22 protein-coding genes are annotated in these 22,400 nt (G+C 33.9%); 5 read left to right on the plus strand and 17 right to left on the minus strand.

All coding sequences use genetic code 11. The features are described 5' to 3' along the window. Both BC781_RS22505 and BC781_RS22510 read right to left on the minus strand, forming a co-directional pair. Window positions 1-342, minus strand: coding sequence for a hypothetical protein (locus BC781_RS22505; protein ID WP_109622223.1), 342 nt, complete (start codon window positions 340-342; stop codon window positions 1-3). A gap of 128 nt (window positions 343-470) precedes the next feature. After that, the gene (locus BC781_RS22510) at window positions 471-887 is read right to left on the minus strand and encodes a hypothetical protein (RefSeq protein WP_109622225.1); all 417 of its coding nucleotides are present in this window, start codon (window positions 885-887) and stop codon (window positions 471-473) included. Window positions 888-1,305: 418 nt separating this feature from the next. On the opposite strand from BC781_RS22510, the gene BC781_RS22515 reads away from it, so the two are divergent. The 5 genes from BC781_RS22515 (at window position 1,306) to BC781_RS22535 (ending at window position 5,601) form a co-directional block, all read left to right on the plus strand. Continuing rightward, window positions 1,306-1,743 (plus strand): hypothetical protein, encoded by a 438-nt coding sequence (locus BC781_RS22515; protein ID WP_146201759.1) that lies wholly within the window; start codon window positions 1,306-1,308, stop codon window positions 1,741-1,743. A 171-nt stretch (window positions 1,744-1,914) separates the two neighbouring features. Continuing rightward, window positions 1,915-2,280, plus strand: coding sequence for a hypothetical protein (locus BC781_RS22520; RefSeq protein ID WP_109622229.1), 366 nt, complete (start codon window positions 1,915-1,917; stop codon window positions 2,278-2,280). A gap of 10 nt (window positions 2,281-2,290) precedes the next feature. Beyond that, window positions 2,291-4,150 (plus strand): tetratricopeptide repeat-containing sensor histidine kinase, encoded by a 1,860-nt coding sequence (locus tag BC781_RS22525; protein WP_109622231.1) that lies wholly within the window; start codon window positions 2,291-2,293, stop codon window positions 4,148-4,150. 3 nt (window positions 4,151-4,153) lie between these two features. After that, window positions 4,154-4,795, plus strand: a complete 642-nt coding sequence (locus tag BC781_RS22530; RefSeq protein WP_109622233.1) for a response regulator — start codon at window positions 4,154-4,156, stop codon at window positions 4,793-4,795. Between the two features lie 392 nt (window positions 4,796-5,187). Further along, window positions 5,188-5,601 (plus strand): hypothetical protein, encoded by a 414-nt coding sequence (locus BC781_RS22535; protein WP_109622235.1) that lies wholly within the window; start codon window positions 5,188-5,190, stop codon window positions 5,599-5,601. A gap of 135 nt (window positions 5,602-5,736) precedes the next feature. On the opposite strand, the gene BC781_RS22540 is transcribed toward BC781_RS22535, so the two are convergent. The 15 genes from BC781_RS22540 to BC781_RS22610 all read right to left on the minus strand — a co-directional run bounded on the left by BC781_RS22540 (window position 5,737) and on the right by BC781_RS22610 (window position 22,287). After that, complete coding sequence (locus BC781_RS22540; protein WP_109622237.1) at window positions 5,737-6,204, minus strand: hypothetical protein; 468 nt, start codon at window positions 6,202-6,204, stop codon at window positions 5,737-5,739. 344 nt (window positions 6,205-6,548) lie between these two features. Beyond that, complete coding sequence (locus tag BC781_RS22545) at window positions 6,549-8,423, minus strand: CocE/NonD family hydrolase (RefSeq protein WP_109622240.1); 1,875 nt, start codon at window positions 8,421-8,423, stop codon at window positions 6,549-6,551. Window positions 8,424-9,026: 603 nt separating this feature from the next. After that, on the minus strand, window positions 9,027-9,401 hold the full coding sequence (locus BC781_RS22550; RefSeq protein ID WP_109622241.1) for a hypothetical protein: 375 nt from the start codon (window positions 9,399-9,401) through the stop codon (window positions 9,027-9,029). Between the two features lie 146 nt (window positions 9,402-9,547). Continuing rightward, window positions 9,548-10,123 carry a DUF922 domain-containing protein gene (locus BC781_RS22555; protein ID WP_109622243.1) on the minus strand — a complete coding sequence of 192 codons (576 nt, stop codon included), beginning with the start codon at window positions 10,121-10,123 and terminating at the stop codon, window positions 9,548-9,550. Window positions 10,124-10,997: 874 nt separating this feature from the next. After that, entirely contained in the window at window positions 10,998-11,576 is a 579-nt protein-coding gene (locus BC781_RS22560) for a hypothetical protein (RefSeq protein ID WP_109622245.1), read from the minus strand. A gap of 110 nt (window positions 11,577-11,686) precedes the next feature. Further along, a complete protein-coding gene (locus BC781_RS22565) occupies window positions 11,687-15,343 on the minus strand; it encodes a caspase family protein (protein WP_158281561.1) in 3,657 nt (1,218 codons plus the stop codon). 711 nt (window positions 15,344-16,054) lie between these two features. Then, the gene (locus BC781_RS22570) at window positions 16,055-16,435 is read right to left on the minus strand and encodes a thiol-disulfide oxidoreductase DCC family protein (protein ID WP_109622249.1); all 381 of its coding nucleotides are present in this window, start codon (window positions 16,433-16,435) and stop codon (window positions 16,055-16,057) included. Window positions 16,436-16,438: 3 nt separating this feature from the next. Further along, window positions 16,439-17,347, minus strand: a complete 909-nt coding sequence (locus BC781_RS22575; protein ID WP_109622251.1) for an HTTM domain-containing protein — start codon at window positions 17,345-17,347, stop codon at window positions 16,439-16,441. Beyond that, window positions 17,344-17,904 carry a hypothetical protein gene (locus tag BC781_RS22580; protein WP_109622253.1) on the minus strand — a complete coding sequence of 187 codons (561 nt, stop codon included), beginning with the start codon at window positions 17,902-17,904 and terminating at the stop codon, window positions 17,344-17,346. Before BC781_RS22580 ends, BC781_RS22575 begins: the two co-directional genes overlap by 4 nt. A gap of 98 nt (window positions 17,905-18,002) precedes the next feature. Next, window positions 18,003-18,704 carry a GLPGLI family protein gene (locus BC781_RS22585; RefSeq protein WP_109622255.1) on the minus strand — a complete coding sequence of 234 codons (702 nt, stop codon included), beginning with the start codon at window positions 18,702-18,704 and terminating at the stop codon, window positions 18,003-18,005. Between the two features lie 32 nt (window positions 18,705-18,736). Beyond that, a complete protein-coding gene (locus tag BC781_RS22590) occupies window positions 18,737-21,283 on the minus strand; it encodes a carboxypeptidase-like regulatory domain-containing protein (protein ID WP_109622257.1) in 2,547 nt (848 codons plus the stop codon). 104 nt (window positions 21,284-21,387) lie between these two features. Continuing rightward, window positions 21,388-21,612 carry a hypothetical protein gene (locus BC781_RS22595; protein ID WP_109622259.1) on the minus strand — a complete coding sequence of 75 codons (225 nt, stop codon included), beginning with the start codon at window positions 21,610-21,612 and terminating at the stop codon, window positions 21,388-21,390. Window positions 21,613-21,633: 21 nt separating this feature from the next. Further along, on the minus strand, window positions 21,634-21,837 hold the full coding sequence (locus BC781_RS22600; protein ID WP_109622261.1) for a hypothetical protein: 204 nt from the start codon (window positions 21,835-21,837) through the stop codon (window positions 21,634-21,636). A gap of 21 nt (window positions 21,838-21,858) precedes the next feature. Next, window positions 21,859-22,062 carry a hypothetical protein gene (locus BC781_RS22605; protein ID WP_109622262.1) on the minus strand — a complete coding sequence of 68 codons (204 nt, stop codon included), beginning with the start codon at window positions 22,060-22,062 and terminating at the stop codon, window positions 21,859-21,861. Window positions 22,063-22,083: 21 nt separating this feature from the next. Continuing rightward, window positions 22,084-22,287 (minus strand): hypothetical protein, encoded by a 204-nt coding sequence (locus tag BC781_RS22610; RefSeq protein WP_109622261.1) that lies wholly within the window; start codon window positions 22,285-22,287, stop codon window positions 22,084-22,086. Window positions 22,288-22,400 lie beyond the last annotated feature (113 nt).

Here is a 22,400-nt window from a genome sequence, read left to right on the forward strand (position 1 = left end):
TTAATCCTCTTTCATTGATAAAGGAATCAAATAGCTTTGTCCTTTGAACAATAAATGGATTGTTCCCTTACCTTGATCTGGAGTAGCATGACAGTGGTAGCTTTCGCCTGTGCTTTCATACGTGAATACAAAAATCACACTTGACTCATTACCTGACCATGTTCCTGTTGCAGAAAAATATCCGTTTACAGATTCAACAGAGCATACACCGTTAGCTTCAAAAGTGATGTTGAAAGGAACAAAATTACCTGATACTAACCACTTCGTGCCATTCAAGCTAGACACAAAACCTTCTTTTAATGCTTCTGGTTTTAAAAACGATTTTTCAACAACTTTTTCCATAATTTTAATAATTAAATATTGTCTCCTACTCTATTCATTAGGCTTTTCGGATTACGCCTATCCATCTATATAAATGACTAATGACCGCTAAAGGCATGGACTACGGACAATCCATCTTTTGAAAACTATTAATTGCTTGACATATCAACTAGACTGATTCCGCCAAATAAATCTTCAGAAGCTAGGTCAATGACAAGTTTAAATTTAGATGGCGTTTTAATACTGATCGTATCTAAGGCCTTCTGATTTTTTGGATATGGAGTTTCTGTCGTAAGACATTGTAGCATAATAACTGCTTCATCTTCATTTCCATCATTCCAATACAATTGGTACTGTCCTTTGAATGTCGAAATCTGTAATAAGCTTGTGTTTGGAAAAGGTGCGTCAAATTTTAGAATTGGAAAATTAGGCACTTGAATAGTTCCTGTACAGACTTTTCCCCACTCCCAATTATTTAAAGTGTTTTCTGCATAAACAAATGGAGTACCTGTAGTTGTAGTCTGATTTTGTACCTCCACCTCGGCAACTGAATATAATACTGACATTATAATAGGTTTTAAGTTTAACTTATTTATCAATTTTTTGGGTTACTAATCATAATCTATATCACATTGGTAGCTACTCAAATGAGTCTTTGTGTTTGATTACTTTACAAATGTGGAGTTTTCACCTTCAGTATCCATACCTCATACAGCGTATACTGAGATATACCACATTTGTGCATCTAAATTTCTCAGAATCAGAGTTACCCCATATATATAATATACCTTAAATAGTGTTTTAAACGGGCTGTCAGTAGCTCATACCACAAATGAGGTATTGGTATTTACCACATACTGACGATGTTTCTACAAAAGTCAATTGCTAGATTTGTATTAAACTTTCTAAATAAGAGAAAGGAGCTTATTTAATGAAGATAGATCTTAAATTTTTTCAGATAGGATGCATAGACTTTGGTTAATAATGATTTGCCTAAATACGCTGCTTTTAATACTGCCAATCGCTTTCGGTAAAGGCACACTTTATTTTACAAAGCAGAAGAAAAAGCATCATCTTAATACCATCGAAAAAAAAACTCAAAGGCAATCAGAAATAAGACTGCAACTACCTTCATATAAAATTGAAGTGGTAACAGGTAGTAATGTATCTGATGTTCATCTCTCGGTCAGCTCAAACTTAGATGAAGAAATTATTTTTTTAAGGCTGAACGTAGCAAGTAAACACCCCTTTTTCACTTATCAAGTTTATGACAATAACAGTCGGCTTATACAAGCTGAAAGAGTAAAATCAAGCACTTCTTTACTCAATGTTTCTAGACATTCATCCACATCATTTTTTATGGTGAAAGTTTATGAAGCTGGAAAAATCAAGAAAGTATTCAAAGTCAGTGAAGAGATTTAATAGTTGTCGCTAGTAATCATTAGACATACACTCTTTTTTAAGAAATCAGATTGTAGTCAAAATGAAAAAATATACCCTAAATTATCAATCATTCAAGCTCAAGAATGATTATTCTAATATTTTAATTTTAAATAGTATATTTAATTATCCAAAAACCAAAAGCTAACATTTATGAGTAACATTGTCACAATCTTTTTCCGTATTAACTCTGACGATACAGGATTAGTATTTTCAAATAGTGAAAATGGTCCTTGGGAAACAGATCAGAACTTCTCTACAAGTGTACAAGGTGGAGATACTGTATATTGGAAAATGCCTCCTACAAATCCTCCTAAAACCATTAATAGTATATCTTTTACTAAAGATGGAGGAGAAAATATTTTTACATCTACTCCACATGAACCTCAGTCACATGACTGCCTCGAAGGCGTAGTTCAAACTGGCTTACCTGCTAACACAGTAGAAAAGTATGAACTGACTGTTGAAATCGATGGAAAGACATATAAACATGATCCTTCAATAAAAATTGATACTTAATTCTAAGTTTATGAAAACTTCAATAAAAGCCTTTCATCTATTGATGGGCTTTTTTTGTCTGATAATAGGAACTGTTTACGGACAAAATCAGAGAATTGCTGATAGCCTTAAGATCATCTATGAACAAGGTTATAATGATGACTCTATTCGTTTCGAACATTTAAGAAAACTAGCTTTTAATGAGGTTAATGACTTATCGCTTTCCATAAAGTATGCCGATGAACTGATAGAACTGGCAAAAAAGAAAGAAAACAATCTTTACTTATTTAGAGGTCATCATATCAAAGGTTATAAATTAAGAGATTTTGGTGAGCTAGATTCTGCTACAGATGCTTTCATAAATGCTCTTCATGCGGCTCAAAAAGCTCAATTTAAACCTGGAATTGGGACTTCTTACAGTAGTATCGCAGATGTATATAAAATATCTGGGAATCATGATGTTGCAATTCAGTATTATAAAAAAGCTATTGGCATATTGAGAGAATCTAGTGATTCTTTAACTTTAGCTGGCATTATACTTAATACTGGAGATGAATATCTTACAATTCAAAAATATGATTCGGCATTGCTATTTTTCGAGGAGTCGGGTGAGCTTTTTAGAAAAGTAAATTACCCAATTGGTTCTGTTTACAACTTAGGAAACATGGGGATGGTCTATGCAAATACAGGAAAATACACACTAGCACAAGACTGTATAAATGAGGCCATTCAAATGCTAGAAACCTCAGAAGACTTCTACCCTATTTGTTTCTATCTGCTGACAATCTCTGATATTTATAAGGATAAAGAAGATCATGCGAATGCAATTCAGACAGCCAAAAGAAGCTTAGATATTGCAGAAAGACATGGAATGAAGCAACAAATCAGTGATGCTAACCAAAAACTGTATGAGCTGTATGAGTTGAAAAAAGATGATCAAAAAGCTTTGTCTCATTATAAAGCACATATTGCTTTTAGAGATAGCGTCAATAATTTAGAGTCTGTTCAGAATCTAGCTGATTTACGTACCAATTTTGAAATCAACCTTAGAGAAAAAGAAATCTCTATTTTAGAGAAAGAACAGAAATTAGATAGAGGATATATTCTGATAAGCCTTGTTCTGTTATTGTTTGCTGTAGTTCTTATTTTATACTTCAGACAAAACCTTAAAAATACTAAGCTTTTAGCATTGAGTCAGCGAAAAGCACATGAAAGAGACATTGAAAATCTTTTGAATAAACAAGAGACCAAAGCTTTACAAGCAATGCTAAATGGAAGTGAGCAAGAGCGAAAGCGTATCGCTCAAGATTTACATAATCATTTCGGGAGTCTAATGGCTACGATTAAGGTAAATGTAAATGCAATAGAAGAAAATCAAGCGCCAAATAAGCCTACTTTAGAAAAGTTGGTGAACAAAGCTTGCAATGACATTAGAAGTATTTCTCATGAACTAAATATGGGAATTTCAGAGAACTTTGGTTTAGTACCTGCTATAAAAGAGCTCATACAGCATTTACAAGTTGCAAAAGACATTTCTGTAGAACTATCCTGCTCTGTTGGAGACTCTCAACTCGAATTAGAAGATGAAATTTTAATTTATAGAGTCGTCCAAGAGCTTATCAGTAACGCCTTAAAACATGCTCAGGCTACAAAATTGAGTGTCATGCTTACTTGCTTTGAAGATGATGAACTCATCAATATTCTAATTGAAGATAACGGAAAGGGTTTTTCACCAGAAAAGATAGCAAAAAAGTCATCAGGTATTGGCTTAGATAGTTTAACCAAAATGATAGAAGAGCGTTCTGGTGAATTGAAGATAGATAGTCATCCTAAAAGAGGGACAACAATATCAGTTGATTTACCAATTCATATTTCACAAGTAATACTCTAAATTATGATTCGAGTTTTATTAGTAGAAGACCATCAGTTATTTGCTGAAGGTCTTAAATCCATGTTTAAAGTTCAAGATGGAATAGAAATAACACAGCATACCGTAAATGGATATCAGGTGCCTTCTTTATTAGTAGAACATCCAATTGATATCATTCTTTTAGATATCGATATGCCGATAATCAATGGAGTTGAGGTGCTAAAACTTTTAAATGAGAAAGGAATAGATACTCCTGTTCTGATGCTCACAATGCATCAATCGATAAATCATATCAGAAAAGCACTCGAGAAAGGGGCTAATGGCTACATCATGAAAGATGCTTCTAAACCCGAATTGGTCGAGGCAATTGAGAAGACAAGTCAAAAACAAAGTTACTTTCACCCACAAATCAGTGAACAAGTATTTGACTACTTCAGAAACAAAAACAAAAGTACTGAGAGCTTGAATGGCCTCTCTGAAAGAGAAATTGAAATCATAGAATGCTTAACTGAAGGTTTAAATAGTCGAATGATTGCAGAAAAACTTTTTATAAGTGAGCATACTGTGAGAACACATAGGAGAAATATAATGCACAAGCTCAATGTAAAATCAGCGACAGCACTTGTACGCTATGCCATCGAAAATGAGTTGGTTAATGGAAATTAAATTCTTCAAGCTTTTCAAAACTAGCTAAATTATAAACTACCTAATTTACCCCATTGTATATCTATGATTCAACCTCATAAATACTCTTCAAAAAACTGACTCAACTTTTAGTATCTAATTAACTCTATTTCTTTCCTTATCATTTTAGACATCTATAAGCAGTTAAATACCAATCTGCTTCATTTCAGCGTGCGAAATCGTACAAGACTGTCTCTTTTTCGAATAGTATTTTTCAATTACCTCATATCCATAACAACCACTAAACCTTAATTATCAATCAATTACAAATTGATGGCATAGCTTTGGCATTTTCCTTAAGCGTACTACAACAGTACAACTTAATTAAGATTCAGTGTTCAAATAACTTATAAAGAAATTAACTATTACAAATTATGAAAAAGATTACTACCCTTATCGCTCTTGTAACTCTAAGTGTCACTGCTTTTGCTTCAAATGATCTTTTCAATGAAAAAGAAAACAAATTTGAAAGCTTAAAAATAAAAGTAGCTTCAGCAAAAAGTTCAGATTGGAATACACCTTTTGAAGCTGCACAAATCTGTCTAAACAACCAAAAGAATATGTCTGATGCGTATGTTTGGGTGGAGCAATCAATTAAGGCTAAGGCTACCCCTCAAAACCTTGAGCTAAAAGGTGATTACTTGGCATTACATGGCTTGAATCAAATGGCTTTTGAGAACTACAAAAAAGCTTTGGAACTTAAAATTGCTTTAGGAAGTGAAGACTTCAAAGCACTACAGCAAAAAATTCAAACTTTAAAAAAAAAATTCTTTCAACTCAACAGTTGAAAGAATGTAGACGCATAAATGTATCAATAAAAAAGCTCCATACTTTAGTTAGTATGGAGCTTTTCACATTATAAAATACGATATATAAACGTTCGAGAAGTTGATAATAGATCAATACCACAAACTTCAACTATTCTACTCTTTATTTACTTCGTTTTGTTGTAATTTTTTAATCTTGACAATTGGCCCAGGACACAAAGCTTGATGACATGATATACAGTTCTTAATCAAATTATCATAAACCCCGATTAATTGATCTGGTTCTGAAGATTTCAACTTTTTAATGTTTTGCAAATGAACATTTGCATATGCTTTGTAATCCATTGAAGCCACTTTTTCAGCTTGAGTTGCCTCAGCTGTTAGTATTTCATCATGCTTCAAACTGATCTTTATAGGTTCACCATTTGTAATTTGCTTTTTAACAAGTTCAGCTTCATCAAACATCGCCCTCATCAGTAGAGCTAATTCACTATCTCCATTAGGGTTAATACTTTGTTGCGTCTGATTTTTACTGTTTTTAGCTTCATTATTTTCATTTTGACAGGAAACTACCGTAATAAAAATCAGAAGTGAGTATGTTAATAATTTTAGTTTAGCTATCATCTAGTTTTAGTTTTACTAATTACACAAAACGATCTATCTAAATGTAATAAATAGAATAAAATCATACTAATAAAATTGATCTTAATAAATTAAAGAGATAGATGATTTCACAACTATACCAGCTGTAATTAAAGATTTAGGGAGATAGAAGAACTATGTCTAAACAGCATCTTTTAAAATTACGTAGCCATATTTTTCATATACGAAAGCCCATATCCACTTCAATGGGAAAGGGCTTCTTTCATATCTTCCGTACATAATTACAGAAGCCTCTTTTTTAAAATAGCTTTAAAAAAGAGGCTTGGGAATAATACTGAGTTTTGGTTTTATCTAAAACGCTAACTTTAGAATAGCTCTAAACCTCCAATCTCAATAACACTTTCACCGTATACTGTAATCTCAGATTTTATAAAATCTTCTGCCTCTGCTTTATAGATATTATCTACATATTTTTGAGGGTTACGATCAATATAAGGGAACCAAGTGCTGTGGATCTGAATCATTACTTTATGACCTTTTTTGAAAGTATGATGAATATCCTGCAAAACAACATTTACATCAGTTACTTTATTTGGCTCGAAAGGCTTCGGTTTCTCAAAGCTATCTCGGAAACGACCTCTTAGTACCTCTGATCTTACTAATTGCTGATATCCTCCCATGATGATGTTTTCTGGGTTATGATCATAATTTGGATGATCTTGCGGATATACATCAATTACTTTTACCACAAAATCAGCATCAGTTCCAGTCATAGCAACTTTTAACTTAGCCAAAATCTCACCTGACAACAATAAATCTTCTTCCAAAACTTCTGTTTTAAAAGTCAATACATCTGGTCTGCGAGATGCATATCGTTGATCATCTGTCATGAAACGACGTGGTGTAAAAGTCACTCCTTCAGTTTGTGAAGTATAAGGCACAGGTTTCATTGGATCACTGATGTAAGAGAATTCAGCAGCTTTATCTGTTGGTTCGTTGATACTTAAGGTCTCATTACCTCCAAAATAAAATTTATAGTTCTTTGTACTTGCTGCTGGCCATTGATCATATGTATCCCACTGTTTCTTACCTGTATCATAGACATATGCCTCAGGTAATTCTTCTATTGATTTACCTTTTAGATAATGTTCGAAGAAATTAGCTTCGATTTCTTTTTGAAAAAATGTTGAAATACTATCACCAAAGTAAATATGATTATGTACCGACTGTCCATCTTCTTTTGCCCAACGGCCATGATCCCAAGGCCCCATCACAATGGTATTTTTTGCCTTAGGGTTATGTTTTTCAATGGTTTTATAAATATTCAAAGGCCCATACAAATCTTCTGCATCAAACCATCCGCCAACTGTTAGTACAGCATGATCAATTCCTCTAAGGTGGGGAAGAATATTTCTCTTTTGCCAGAATTCATCGTAGTTAGGATGTTCAACGATATTGTTCCAGAAGAAATTACCTTGTAAATACTTTTCTGTCAAATTTTTCAGAGGCCCTTGAGCTAAGTGAAAGTCGTATCCGTCTGCACCTGCATCATTATAAAGCTTACGAATATGGTCTACATACCAAGGCTTCTTTGTCAGACTATCTTTATGATAACCAAAAACAGCCAATGCACCTGTATAACTTTGCAGGTATGCTCCATTATGGTGAAAATCATCAAAGAAGAAATCTGCAATAGGTGCTTGAGGTGAAGAAGCCACTAACGCAGGGTGAGCATCTGGAAGAGCAGCAGCCGTATAATGCCCTGGGTAAGAAATCCCTTGCTGCCCAACTTTCCCGTTATTATTCGGAATATTATTAATCAACCACTCAATCGTATCCCAAGTATCAGAGCTTTGATCTATCTCCTTTTTATTCTTAGGATTGTTTCCCTTAATGTTCGGAGTCATATTCGTAAATACGCCTTCAGATTGATACCTTCCTCTTACATCTTGGAAAACAAAAATATACTTATCCTTCACCAAATAAGGAGATGGTTGACTTCTCAATTTGAAGTTATCTTGATTAGAGGCATTGTAACAAGTACGATGCATAATAAAAGGATACTCAGTTGATTGATCTTTTGGGGTATAGACTAGCGTATACAATTTGATTCCATCACGCATTGGGATAAAATGTTCTGACTTATCATAATGCGTAGCCATATACGTTGAGTCTACTTGCTGTGCCTTTACATACATTGAAATCAATGCGAGGCACCATACTAGAAATAATCGTTTCATTAATGAAAGTTTGTTGTAACTGAATTGATAAAAAATATGAATAAGCAATATAGAAAAATTCAGTTAACACTTGTTGCAATTATTCGTGTTATGAAAATATTGTGATGATCATATGAAATAGAAAACGCATCTGTTTAAATCACATATGATCGAAATTAAACTATACAAGCGGTGTTTTTATATTGTCTTTTTTATGAAGTACTAGGACAATTGATTTTTAGATAAAAAAATACTGTTCTTTGAGTTACTCTAAGTACTCATACATGAAGAAATAAGGCGGGAACAGTTCTTCTGGCTCGATAAATCTGCTAAAATGTCGAGTCTTAAGACTCTTGCTTTCATAGATAAATCCTTAGATGCTGCACTACTCACTTCAATAACTCTTCGAATAGGTCTTTACTTTCTTCCTTTATAACACCACATTTTAGTGTTTCTTTCTTTCAGTACGAGGTAATCTAAAACAACAAAATCCACCCGATCATATCAAAATCCCAAAGTGGCTTATATTGTTTCATCCTCAATTCCTCAAGCTATGATTATCTTTTCATTTTGGCACTATAAGTGCCTGATTCGAGTATACTCGGCTAAGCCAAGTACGAAAGATTAGTCTTTAATCATTCGAGGATGATCGGGGGAAAATCCAATAATGTTATGACTTTTGACAGACCAAACATTTCCACTATCTCTAAACATATGTAATTCTATATCAACAAAGGATGATAGGCTAGTCCTTATCCTATAATTCCTTTTTAATTTTAAAATGGTCGTATCTTGAATAGAGCCCATTTCGTTTAAATTATCAATACGCTCCTTTCTAGGGAATCTTTTTCTAAGTTCACTATTATTATTAATATATTCTTTTGCCACACTATCTAAACTCAAATTGAATTCAAAATTATTTGACAATAAATAAAAAATCAAAGCAACAGTAATAAATGCTGCCAAAGCCTTAAAAATTGATTTATAGATATGCTCCATTATCTTTTGTGTATTGTAAGTTGTACATCAGTTTGTATCTTAATTAAGACAGCAGAAGATGCTGAGCTTTTAACTAGAACTTTAGAGTAACCTGTTACAACATCATACTCCTTTTCACCATAAACACCTGGAGGAATGATTAGTTTTTAGTCATTACTCGGACATTGGAGGGGAATCTCAGAATACAACAACGAATCTAATTCACTGTAAATCATTTTATTCCAAATATTCTGTTCACTTGAAATAGCTCCATGTAATGTTTCTTTATCATATTGTTTTTGTTTTATATCACGAGCTTCAAATAGTGTATATATTTGTTCTAAGTATCTATCTAATTCAGAAATTCTCTTCGTTCTTAAATCTTTGATAGACTTTTTAATTTTAAGTACATACAAATAAGTAATATCAAAATGAAGTCTTTCATGTTCTAGTAAAGAGTTATCAATATCTTGATCACCAGTTAAGACTAAAAAGGATTCATTTGGTAAAAAAATAGCTTCAACTTCAAAATTTGGGTATAAGCTTCCATCATTGTATTTTTCAATTATAATTACTGATGAACAACTGCCTTTATAATAAGAAATTGAATCAGGTTTACCCTTGAAGTCAGATATTTTTAACTTTAATTCTTCATTCCAATAGATTGAATCCTTTAAACTTTGTCCATAAAGAATTGAGAAAAAACTGTAATAAAGAAAAATAAAAGATATTATTATTTTCATTTTTAGTAGTTTAGTTAGGTATATTTAAGATCTCAAAAATAACAACTTTCTTATATTTTTTTGAACATATTAAAATACCAATTTGGTCAACATCTAATGATAACTGATTCGAATTAACACCTGTATGTAGTAATAATCCTCTTACAGCTCTTGCTCTCCTTATCATCAAACTATAATAATTCATTCCATCCCTTCATGTATTTTCTCTACTATTCGTCCGTAAATGCTTTGCGGATGCTTGCATGTGGCACATCCTGTGCCAAAACTTACACAAAAGTTAATACCTAAATAACTACTTTACTAAAAAAGAAACCACCCTATACTACTTGAGTATAAGGTGGTTCTGTCTTTTGCTTACTTTACTTTCTTGATTCTTGACAGTTATCGAGTAATTTCAATTTTTCATTCAATTTGATCTTTCACTGCGGGTATAATCTATCATTTATTTTTATAGCATTCTTGACTGAGTCCGCCAATTTCCCTTGATGAAACACGAATGTTGCACTCGCACAAAAATTAACTCCCATTCAATATCCACCCCACAAATCAACCCAAGCTTCGCATGATGGGACAAGAATCCCACTTAAACGTATTAGCGGGGAGTTTGTCACAAAAGCGGTAGAGGGGTTGTCTGTGGGCTGACCGTTTTTTATGTGGCTTGATTTTCTGGGCGGACGCAGTCTTCGTTTCTTTGATCAAGCAAAGAAATGAAGACTTACATTTGAATAAGGAATATAACCTCCACTGTGCATGAATTTATATGAATGGAAAATAAACCTATTTTCTTATGTCCTAGTACTTATCTTCCATTATTGAGTTTGACTACTCTTCGAGCATCCGCAAAAAAATTATTGAGCAAATGATTAGCATTTTGTTATTCATCGAAAGTCGGGGGTAGTTGAACAAACAATTCCATTTTAATGGTTGAGTCTCTATGATTCTCATTAAGCCATACTTCTTTAAGAATTATTTTATGTTTTAAATCATAATAAATAACCTTATCTGGCATAAATGTATTTACCCCTTCACTATAATCAATTTTATAAATATATGTGCTATCACTCAAATAATCATATGTCCTGTATTTGTTAAGTTTTTCTAGACAGATTACAGTCCCCCTATAAGAACCTCTATGTGTAGAGAATTCATAGCTCTCACCTTTATTGACATTAGTGTTCAACGGAATTTCTTCTAATACGTCTCCACTAGTATAGACTGTATCTATTAAATTTATTGAGTTTATATCAAATTTATCTCCATCACAATAAGTAACTTTATAAGTGTAAATTGATACCTTTTCCCAGTATGCTGTTGTTGTATCCCTAGACCTATAATACTGAGTGTAAAAATTTATCAGGTCATTACCATTTTTATTAATACTATTACAACTACACAGTAATATAAAAAGTGACAAAATAATTTTATCCAATCTTTTGAATAATAACTTTCTCATATATACCAAGCCATTTCATTACCCCAGAATCATTTTTATAAGTGAAGAAGCAAGATAAAAAGATACAATTTTGAGCCATTCTTTTAGCTTACTATTCTAGAATAGTAGACTTACATTTCACTAAATGTAAGCTTCTGCTTGATTTTACTGATCAACTCGTTTTTCGTTTTAGCACTCAATTCAAAGCTTTCTTTGTCTTGTCCACAACGAAGTTTCATGGAAAAAGAAATGCCCTCTTCACTTTCTGAATAAAACCCACTCACTTTACAGGCATTTGGATATTTTTTGGTATTGAAGAAAACAATTGAAGTATCCTCTCCACGAGCAGCCAAGCCTTCTAGCTCTTTGTCGATAGCATCAGATAGTCCGAGATTATCTTCTCCCTCATCAAGGTTGATCACAGATGAGTAGACAAATACCCTTTTCGGTTGTGCCAAAGGAATCTTTCCTTTATCTGCATCTTCCAAAATACCGATATCAAACGAACCTCCTTTGGGCATCAATAGTTGAGGTTGCTGGATTCCGCCCAATCCTTCTGCTAAAGTAGGTACAGTCTCTCTTGCATGATTCAAAACTGTAAAAATGTCAATGTATTTATCTTCTTTAAGGGCTGCACCTTTCATGGCTTGCAAGATTGAATAAGTCAACAAGCCTTGCCCGTATAGACTCGCTTCATAAGAAACCGCATCAGCTGCACAGCCCGAAATGATGTACATACCTGTTCGGTCTTTCATTCTGTCCATTGCCTTAAACTGCGATGCTTCAATGCTTCTTGAAGCCACAAGATTGTCTACTGCTTTTCCAGAACCACAAGCATCAATGATCATCACTTGCTTTAGGGCAGCACTCATATTGATCCAATCTACCCACTCATTAGTACTGATGGTACGCAAGTTTCTCACCTGTGGATCGTTGTAAGCATTTTTGTTAGAAGCAGTCGCATCAGAAGTTAAGTAATAGAAATCTCCATTTACACCTCCCCAAGTCACACCATGCCCCGACAGGTAAATCACGATCACATCTTTGTTGGTCGCTTTCTCACTGATCTCTTCAAAAGTTGCCTTGATATTACTTTTGGTCGGTGTAACCTCATCGGCAGAGGTCAGTGAATAAATGTGTGTTTGCTCTTTACCAAAGAGGTTTTCTGCCCCTAGCTCCATGGCTTTGGCTATGGCTTTTGCATCTTTGACGGTATATTTCAAATTGATCTCTTCGTTGGCATACTCTCCTACTCCTACAACCACTCCGTAAAAATTCGGTTGTATTTTAGCTTCTTCTTCAAGGTTTAGGAATATTTCGATTTCTTCACCTTTTGTCTCCACAAAACCATCGGCAGAAGCCGCTTTTACAACAACTGTATTGTTGCCATTCTTCAAATACGGATGATCTTTGAGAGTATATGAGATTTCTTGAACAGCAAGTGTGGTATCTATTTCACTGCCCCTTGTGTCATTAGCTACTTCTTTTCCATTAATGAAAATAGACACTTTTCCATAGCCACCATCTCGTTTTTGGAGCGTAATGGGAACTTTACCATTTTCTAGTTTACCAAGCATCACTTTAGGTGCAGACTTCACTTGATTTAGGTTTCTCACATCGGGTAAGGCTTCTCCGCTCAGTACTCTTTTGGCAAGCTGTGGATACCAGTATCGGTCTTTTAGCTGTGAAAAAGCAATGACTTCGTTTCCCTTTGTCCAGTAAAGCTTGTCCATTATTTTAGGGTCAGCATCAAAAAGACCACTAGGGTGAATATCGACAGAACTATGGTTTTCATCATCCAATTCTATTCGTCTAAAAAGGACTTTTTTGGTTTTGAGATTGGAGAAAGTCACACTTCCATCCATAGAGGTCGAAAAAATCAAGTCATTGTCTAGTAACTGAAGCTGTGTGACCTGTTGATCATGCGTCTCTAATGTGTGTGCTAATTTCAGATCTGAGGAGTTGATAAACCTTAGCTTTCCATCTGCACATCCTGCTATGAGAAGTCCATCGTTAGTCATTCTCAAATGTGTAATGGCTCCAGAGCTAAAGGCTTTGACTTCTGTTTTTTCATCCAATAAATCCCATTTAATGATCTGTCCATTAGCCGTTCCGATAAACACATAACGGTGATCTGTACTAAACTCAATACAAGGGAAATAGCCATATTTCCCACCTGTATCAAGCATCTTTTGCTTGCTTCCATTTTCCATTGACCAAACAATGCATTCTCCCCAAGCCGTTGAAATTGCCAAATCTCCGAAGGCATTCATAGACCTTATGCCCGAGTCATGTCCTTTTAGGCTGTGGGTGATAGCTTGTTTTGTCGTATCCCACACTTTAATTCTGTGGTTTTCTCCCAGTAAGAAAATATACTGTCCTGTTGTGTCGGTCGTAAAGCTTTTAATCTCTTCTTTAAAACTATCGATTAATTCACCATTGGGTAATTTCCAAATTTTTACTTCCTTATCGTTTTTTGAGTGTGTAGCATAAAACAGATTATCCTTAGTCATTACACTATTGGTAATACGAGTATTGTGCGCATTATTTTTTTCTAGTACCAGCTTTTGGTTCTGATCTAAAATTTGGAAGTGCTGATTATCTACTATTGCTGTGTATGTTGAACCAGTTGTGATGGTTTCTTCTAAATCCCAAGCCCAAGATTCACTTGAAAGTGCATTTCCTTCCAGAGCTGTGTAAGGTTGATCAAGTCGATATGATTTGAATCGGTTATTGGTGGTATTGATGGTAAAAATATTGCCTGTGGCAGAAGCATTTCCAATTCCTGTTACATTCCCTCTGAATTCTTTGACTTTTTTGCCTGTGCTTACTTGAAATATTTCAGTTCTCATGACTTTATTCTCTTCGTAGACAAGCGCAAAGAGGTCATCCGAAATAAAATTATATTTTTTGAAATTATCGTTTAGCGTTATTTCTAATAATTCTTCTCCTGTACGATTGAGGACTTGTATGTGTCGAGCATTTCTAATCAAAAACAAAGATGCAGAAGGGTTTACTTGATATTCCCCATATTTTTCTGTCAGTTTTACTTCATGGGCTAATGCTCCATTTTCTAGGTTATAGATTTTGACCTTGTTAAAATCAGTCCCATCATGATCGAGAATATATTTGCCCTCTTTGTCTGTACAAAGGCTAGGATACATAGAAGAAGAAGTGCTTTTTGCCGCTGGCTTTGAGAAGGGGTATAATACTTTTTCTTTGAATTCCCCTGTCTCGACATCAAATTTGAGTGATAGTTTCTTCGTCTTGTCGTAAGCGTAAATACTCTTGAAATCAGGAGAAAATGCTAAATAGTCATAACCGAAATATCCATGCTCAAATGTGCGGATTACTTTTTCTGATTTTAGATCAATCAGCACTATTGAACCTGTGCCAGACACAAGGAGTTGACTTCCATCTTCATTGAATTTGATGTCATTAGCAGCATTAAAAGGGAGGGATAGCGTTTGTTTCAATACACCTGTACGGAGATCATATAATCGGATTCCTTCCGTTAGTTCATCAATAGCAATTGTTGATGAAGAAGGATCAAAATCAAAAACCTCAACCCAATTGCTACTCGAAAAGGTATATAATAGTTTTTCGCTTTTCCAGTCCCAAAGCTTACAGGTATTATCGTATGAACCCGTTGCCAAATATTGTTTGTTTGGACTTAAAATCAACTTTGTAATTCTATTTGTATGTGCACTTGATATACCCAGTTTGACTTCTTGTGAAGAAGCCTCCAAGCAACACAACAATAAAATAGATAGTAATAAACTTCTCATAGTGGTATAGTCAAAAAACATAAACTCATGTTTTAGATATGTGATGAGTGATATTGAATAAACGCGAACATACTACTATCTATTTTTATAATTATTAGTTTTTAGACAAAAAAGGAATTTTTTAGAGTATTTGGAGTATCTACTTTTAGTGTACTGAAATGTTGATCTTGCTAAATTTGAGTAGGTTTGGAGTTGCTACTCCACTGCAATTTAAAGGTTTTGGTGTTTTCACCATTTCTTGATCGATAAACAGCCTATCCAAGACAAACTCACATTCGTTGATCTGGCTATTCCTCGCTGACTAACCCTTTCTAAAAGTAAGCGTATGATAATTGCTTTGGCTTCTTCGCTTGCATGATGGTTATTTTGCTCTACAAATTGCCTTATGCAGCTTTTATATTTTTGCTTTTTATTGGTATAAATTAAACCATTTTTGACAATATCATTTTTAATACAATTTGGACAAAAAAGAATATTTAGAATTAGGAATAGTAAATTCGTTTTCTATTCTAAATTCATTACAAATTTAATGAACTTGAGAAGGATAGCTTAAAATTGTATCCTTTTAGGTTGCTACTCCACTACTCCATTTCTTAGAGTCTAAATTAATCTTTAAAACATAACCTTAATACTTAAAGTATAAAAGATTAAAAGTCTACCACCTATACGGTAGCAGACTTATCAAACACAGATTATACCTAATATGAACGGTTAGAAAACTTTTCTCGGAGTTATTATACATTGATCATCGCAACCCATTGGGATGATCTTTCTTTTCAGAGCCAATTCGGTGTACAAATAATCTCCGAGTTTACTTCTTTTTAAAAATGCTAAGAAAGGAACAAATAACCATAGACTCGGAACTCTTAAGAAAATAAAGAATATAGAATCAAAACCATAATAGACTTTATCTTCTATTACTGAAGCCATTTGTTTCAAAGCTTTCCCTTGGTCTATTTTTGAGGCAAACTCATTGGGTAAAGGTGCTCTAATTCTAATAAAGACAATGGCCTTTCTGCGATCAATTTTCTTTACCCATGTGGCAAAACGAGTACAATTCGGACACCAATTGTCATAGAATACATACATCATCTTTTAGTTTTTGCTAAGACTTTTCTTCTGTAAAAGCGCACTTATTTTCCATATATATTTACTTACATCCTCTTTTAAAATGTAACCAAAGCAAATAATATTGAAGATGATCATTGTGAATCCGAAAAAGTGAAGCTGCATGGCCAAAGCGATAAATACATGCATCAAGATCACTAAAATAAGTGTGATTTTTCGGATTCGCTTATAATAGATCAGCACCGGATACAGTAATTCTAGAAATACAACACTTAGGGCTATTAATGCAAATATCATTGGATAATCATAAAGCTGGTTGCTGATAGATTGTATAAAATCTGTTCCCATTATATTTACCGAACTCCAAACTGCATTTCCATCAATCCAGTCGGTTCCTAATGCTTTACCCAAACCTGCAAAAAAGTAAACAATGCATAAATGAATCTGCAAGAAACGTATCATCGCTGTATAATATCGCTGATGAAACGAAAAATAATCAATGGCATGAATACCTATGTTCACTAAGAGTAAGAAATTAATGAAGAAGTCGACCCCATAATTATACAACTCTAGAGTACTGACAAGCATGTAATTAAGCACCCACACGATTATGGCACTATAAAACGGCTTTACATTCAGCAAACTAAGCACAATTGCACCCACATAAATAGCCAACAACATCTTAAATATTAAAAATGCTTCGATACCGAATTTAGAGAAAAATGTATATAGATTAAATACACTGAACTGATACCAATTTGTCATTTCATGAATAACTTCTGCACGTATTAATGCTGATGGTCCTATCATTTTGGCAATGTCTGTGGAGATCAAAATCAACTGAAGCAAAGCCAATACACCAATCATGTTTTTAACAATATGAATAGGTAGAAATGCCTTATTCTCTTGAAAGAAAAATTTATCTATACGGTTCATTTTTTGACAATTTTATGGGTGAAAAACTCATCATACTCTACTTTATTCTCGGCTCTCAGACGATCATTTGTTCTTGATTTTACAATCAGATTCACTTCCTCTACATCAGTATATTTATTTAAGTAGAAATTTGAAATCGATTTGAGTACCTCGTCTTTCATCTTATTATTGATGATAAATTTTACGAAATGGGCACTAAAAGTATATGTTTTGGGTACAGACTCAAAGCCATCTAAGGGAAAAGCTAACTCATTACCGTCTTGGTCATAGAAGTGCAAATCTTGGCTGAAGCTATATAGATTAGGCGAAAAGAATGCAAAACCTTTAGTGGTTGAATTAAGCGTGGTATAAAATCTCAAGAAATCTGTAAAATGCTCATTAAATTCACTATTCTTCACTGTTTCTATCACAAACTTTCCTACTGGATTAATATGAGCTGCAGTTTCCTCATGTTCTAAAAATTTGTGATACGAACCAAATAAGTGAATATTATGAATACTTATAATTGAAAAATGAGCAAAGAATATGAAGAGAAGAATCTTTTTAGCATTCAACATAATGGAAAGATTTGAGTGAAATATTGATAAAAGAAAAATACATTTCTTAGGAAGGATAAAATGGAGATGCCATCTTCAGGCATCTCCATTACCTTTGGCTATTGGTTTTCGATTGCTTTTCTGAAGTTATCTTTCTTCGCTAAAATCTCATTGATCGAAATATATTTCTGCTGATCCGAGATATAGTCTGCCGGTGTAACTGTAGCCCCCTCTGACACTTTCTTGATTTTGGTCACAAAGATTCTTTCAAAGCCTGTATCTACTTCCATGATCAATCCTGGCAAACCATTGTAAAAAGAAGGTCCACAAGAGATGGGCAATTTTGGCGTATACCAAGCAATTATGTTATTGTTGGTAACGGCTTTAATACATTCGTAACCACCAATCATTCTTTTTTCTGAAGTGATTTCCCAGTTTAGGCTATTCACTTTATTCTTATAATTGATTTCTTTCCCTATAAAATACTCTTTTCCAATCACTTCCTCTCCTACTTTAAAGGTGTATTCGGTATATCCTGCGGCACTCACATTGTTAGGGTTGGCTATCGTATCTAGTACGTAAGAATAGTCGCCATTTGAAGGGTTAAAGGTAAGTGTACTTTGGCAGTCATAGGCCTCCATAGATCTTAATAATTCGGCTTTTTCGTTTGGGTTTGATACCTGCCCCTCTAATACAGAAACAATAAAGCTAGACATACATGAAGTGGAGTAATTAACTTCGATGAGCTCTGTGTTATTTTGTGCAAATAAATGAGAGCTAAAGCTTAATAGTAATGCGGTCAGTAATAATTTTACGTTCATGGTATAAAGTGTTTTAAAATGGTATAAAGTGTTTAAAATTTTAATTTCAGATTCAGAACCAAATAGCTTAATGAAAGGGTATTTATGCGTGAAATGAGCATTCCATTCTGGAAGTTCAGACTCGAGTTATAGGCCTGATTGTCTATTAAATTGAATAGCTCGCCGAGTCTTTTTCCTTGAAATCCGATCGCATAATTTTTGGTTTCATATAGAAAGTTTAAATCTATATTGAAACGCTTATAGCGTTGCTCATCAATGCTATTTAGATCGTGTTTTAGGACTAAGTTTGAGCTTATCTTTTTATGCTTATAGATTAGCTCAAAAGCTTGATTTATATTCTGTATTTTCTGCTGCAGCTCTCCAGTAGTGTAATTTTCTCTTAGATAGCCCAAATTGTATTTAAAATTGAATCGGTTTCTGGTAATGGTTTTCAATCCCAGATTCCCCGACAGAGAGATATTTTCTATTTGTTCTCCCTTACCTAAATCGATCTTCGTTTCGGAAACTTGAGGGCTTACACTAAACTTAATCGGGTAATTGATTTTGGTCAGTAAGTTCTGAGCATATCTTAGTTTTAAACTGTTCTGGGTATACGAATTGGCTAAAACATAAGCTAATTCATTGAGGCCCTCTCTTTGTACCAGAAAATCTTGTACTATAAAGTCATTTTGCCTGTTATGGCTGATTCTGGCATAAAAGGATATACCTTCAAACAGATCATTGTAATTGTAACTCAGAGAGCTATTATAATTGGTATTGACCATAGTGCTAAGCGATGCATCTCCCACAATCAAGTTATTGTAGATGTCTAAAGTGCTTACGCCATATTTGATATCGTTGAGTTGATAGCCTTTATTAGCTGAAAAATAAATACTGTGTAATCTAGTTTTATAACTCAATGAAAGATCAATTGGATATAGCCTTTTGGTCTGCGTTAGCTCTGCAATGTCGTTTTGCAGCTGGTCATAACCTATGTTGAAATAGTAATTTAGATGCTCTCTTATTTTTTCGCCATAAATCCTATAATTCAAACTATATTTATTAGTCTTTCGCTCCAATTTATTCGTAAATAGCGGTTCAAAAACCTTGTCTTGTTTTTCCATAAAAGAAAAAATCAAGTCTGATTTGGCATATATACTAAAGTTGGTTTTTAATGCTGTTTTTGTTCGAAAATAGGCTCCGCTATATTCAATTTGCTGCTCTCTGGGCTGATTGATCACATTTATTTCATCAGCCTCCTGATTGATTGAAACTTCTGTACTTATAATCATATGTCGGTAAAGCTTCTTGGCCCATTCTAAGTTGTTGTGCATTGCCTTTACCTTACTGACTTGAGTAATTTGAGTATTTAATGTATCTGCAGTTACTTCGTCTTCGAAAATAATAAGCTCATTGTTGCTCTTATATTCGCGCTCGCTTAAGGTATAGAATAGCTTATATTTTAGAATAGAGCTTGCCGAAAACTTATAAGCCAGTTCTGTATTTCCGACAGCTACTTTTCCTTGCTGTCCAAACCTATTATTCTTTGATAGAATACGATTATTCTCTAAATCTGAATAGCCTTCAGCGGTTGTGTAGGTTCTTTCTGGAAATATAAAATACAGGCTTGTTGAAACCCTGAACCTGCTTTTTTGCAGACGATAGGTCGCATTGCTTACCGAGTTGAAATTCTTCAGGTAGTTGTCATTGGTTTGAAACAAACCACTCAATGCTTTCTTCTGATAATCTGAAAATGCTTCTGCATTTTTCACGCTAGATTGTAATCCGCTCGCACTGATATTGGCTTGGCCTAAATTGTTGGTATTACTTAATACAAAGCCATTTGAATAGCCACTGAATAGAAAGTAATTTAGATCAAGCCCATATTTTTCTTTCAAACCGCCTCGTCCATCTAACTCTCCAGACTTTATATTTTTTAGACTTTCTTTTGTATCAACGTTTAAGATCGTCTCTTTTGACTCATTGAAGTTTAAGCTAAAGTTGTCGTCATAATTATTGACTACACTAATATTTTCAATAATATTATTCTTGATAGAATTTAAGGCTATTTTGTTCTGATTATCAAAAGAGGGTTTTCCATTTATCAATACTTTCTTGATATCTTTCCCTTTATAAATAATAGAGCCTTCTTTGTCTACACTAAAATTGGGAATTTTATCCAGTATTTCGCCTAGATTATCATTTTCATTCAAATGAAGATCTGCGATATTAAGAATGGTTGTATCTTCTTCTATATTATTTCGGATCACAACCTCTTTTAATTCAAAAGCTTTTTCTTCCAATACAATCGTCAAGCTCTTGTAATTTTTTGCACTAAGCTTAAGTAATCTTGAATGATAAGATAAATGACTCAGCTCTAGGTAAACAGGAAATTGTTTAGGTTTATCAATTTTAAATTCCCCTCCTGTATCAGTAATCGCATAGGTATTCGAATTGTTGAATAAAGAATCTTTTACGATTACATTTACCCCTTTTATAGGCTGACCCTCTGTATCTTTCACTATACCTGTAATAGATTGAGTATAAGCTTTCAAAGTATAGATGGTCAAGATCAATAGCATAAAAAATCCCTTCTTCATCACTTTATCAATTAAATGGAATCAATATCAAAACATAAACAACTACTTATAGTAGTACTACCTGCTTACGCAGGTAGTCTATACTATAAAATCAGAACTGTTTATTATTGTTCTGGAGCAGGAGGAGCTGGACTATCACAGTCACAACCTCTTACAAGTACCCAATCTCCAATGATTACTGGTGCTTTTGCTGTCAATTCTGCTGCTGCTGCATACTCTTGTACATCCATGTTGTACTCTACACTTGAGTCAGCACTTGCTGAAAATGAGAACATAGTAAATGCTACTACTGCTGCTGACAATGCACTGATTGTTTTTAATACTTTCATCTGAATAAAATTTAATAGTTATTATTTTGAATCACACTCACAACCTTTTACTAGTACCCAGTCTCCTATGATTACTGGCGCTTTTGCTGTCAACTCTGCTGCTGCCTCATACTCTTGTACATCCATGTTGTACTCTACACTTGAGTCAGCACTTGCTGAAAATGAGAACATAGTAAATGCTACTACTGCTGCTGACAATGCACTGATTGTTTTTAATACTTTCATCTGAATAAAATTTAATAGTTATTATTTTGAATCACACTCACAACCTTTTACTAGTACCCAGTCTCCTATGATTACTGGCGCTTTTGCTGTCAATTCTGCTACTGCTGCATACTCTTGTACATCCATGTTGTACTCTACACTTGAGTCAGCACTTGCTGAAAATGAGAACATAGTAAATGCTACTACTGCTGCTGACAATGCACTGATTGTTTTTAATACTTTCATCTGAATAAAATTTAATAGTTATTATTTTGAATCACACTCACAACCTTTTACTAGTACCCAGTCTCCTATGATTACTGGCGCTTTTGCTGTCAATTCTGCTGCTGCCTCATACTCTTGTACATCCATGTTGTACTCTACACTTGAGTCAGCACTTGCTGAAAATGAGAACATAGTAAATGCTACTACTGCTGCTGACAACGCACTGATTGTTTTTAATACTTTCATTTGAATAAAATTAATAGTTATGAATCCTACTCTATTGAAGGCTTTTCGGAATACCGCCTGTTTATAAATAGTTAAATACTAACAGTCATTAAACAAATTTTTTAGGAGAAGTA

The sequence above is a fragment of the Sediminitomix flava genome, from assembly GCF_003149185.1.
Taxonomy (GTDB): Bacteria; Bacteroidota; Bacteroidia; order Cytophagales; family Flammeovirgaceae; genus Sediminitomix; species Sediminitomix flava.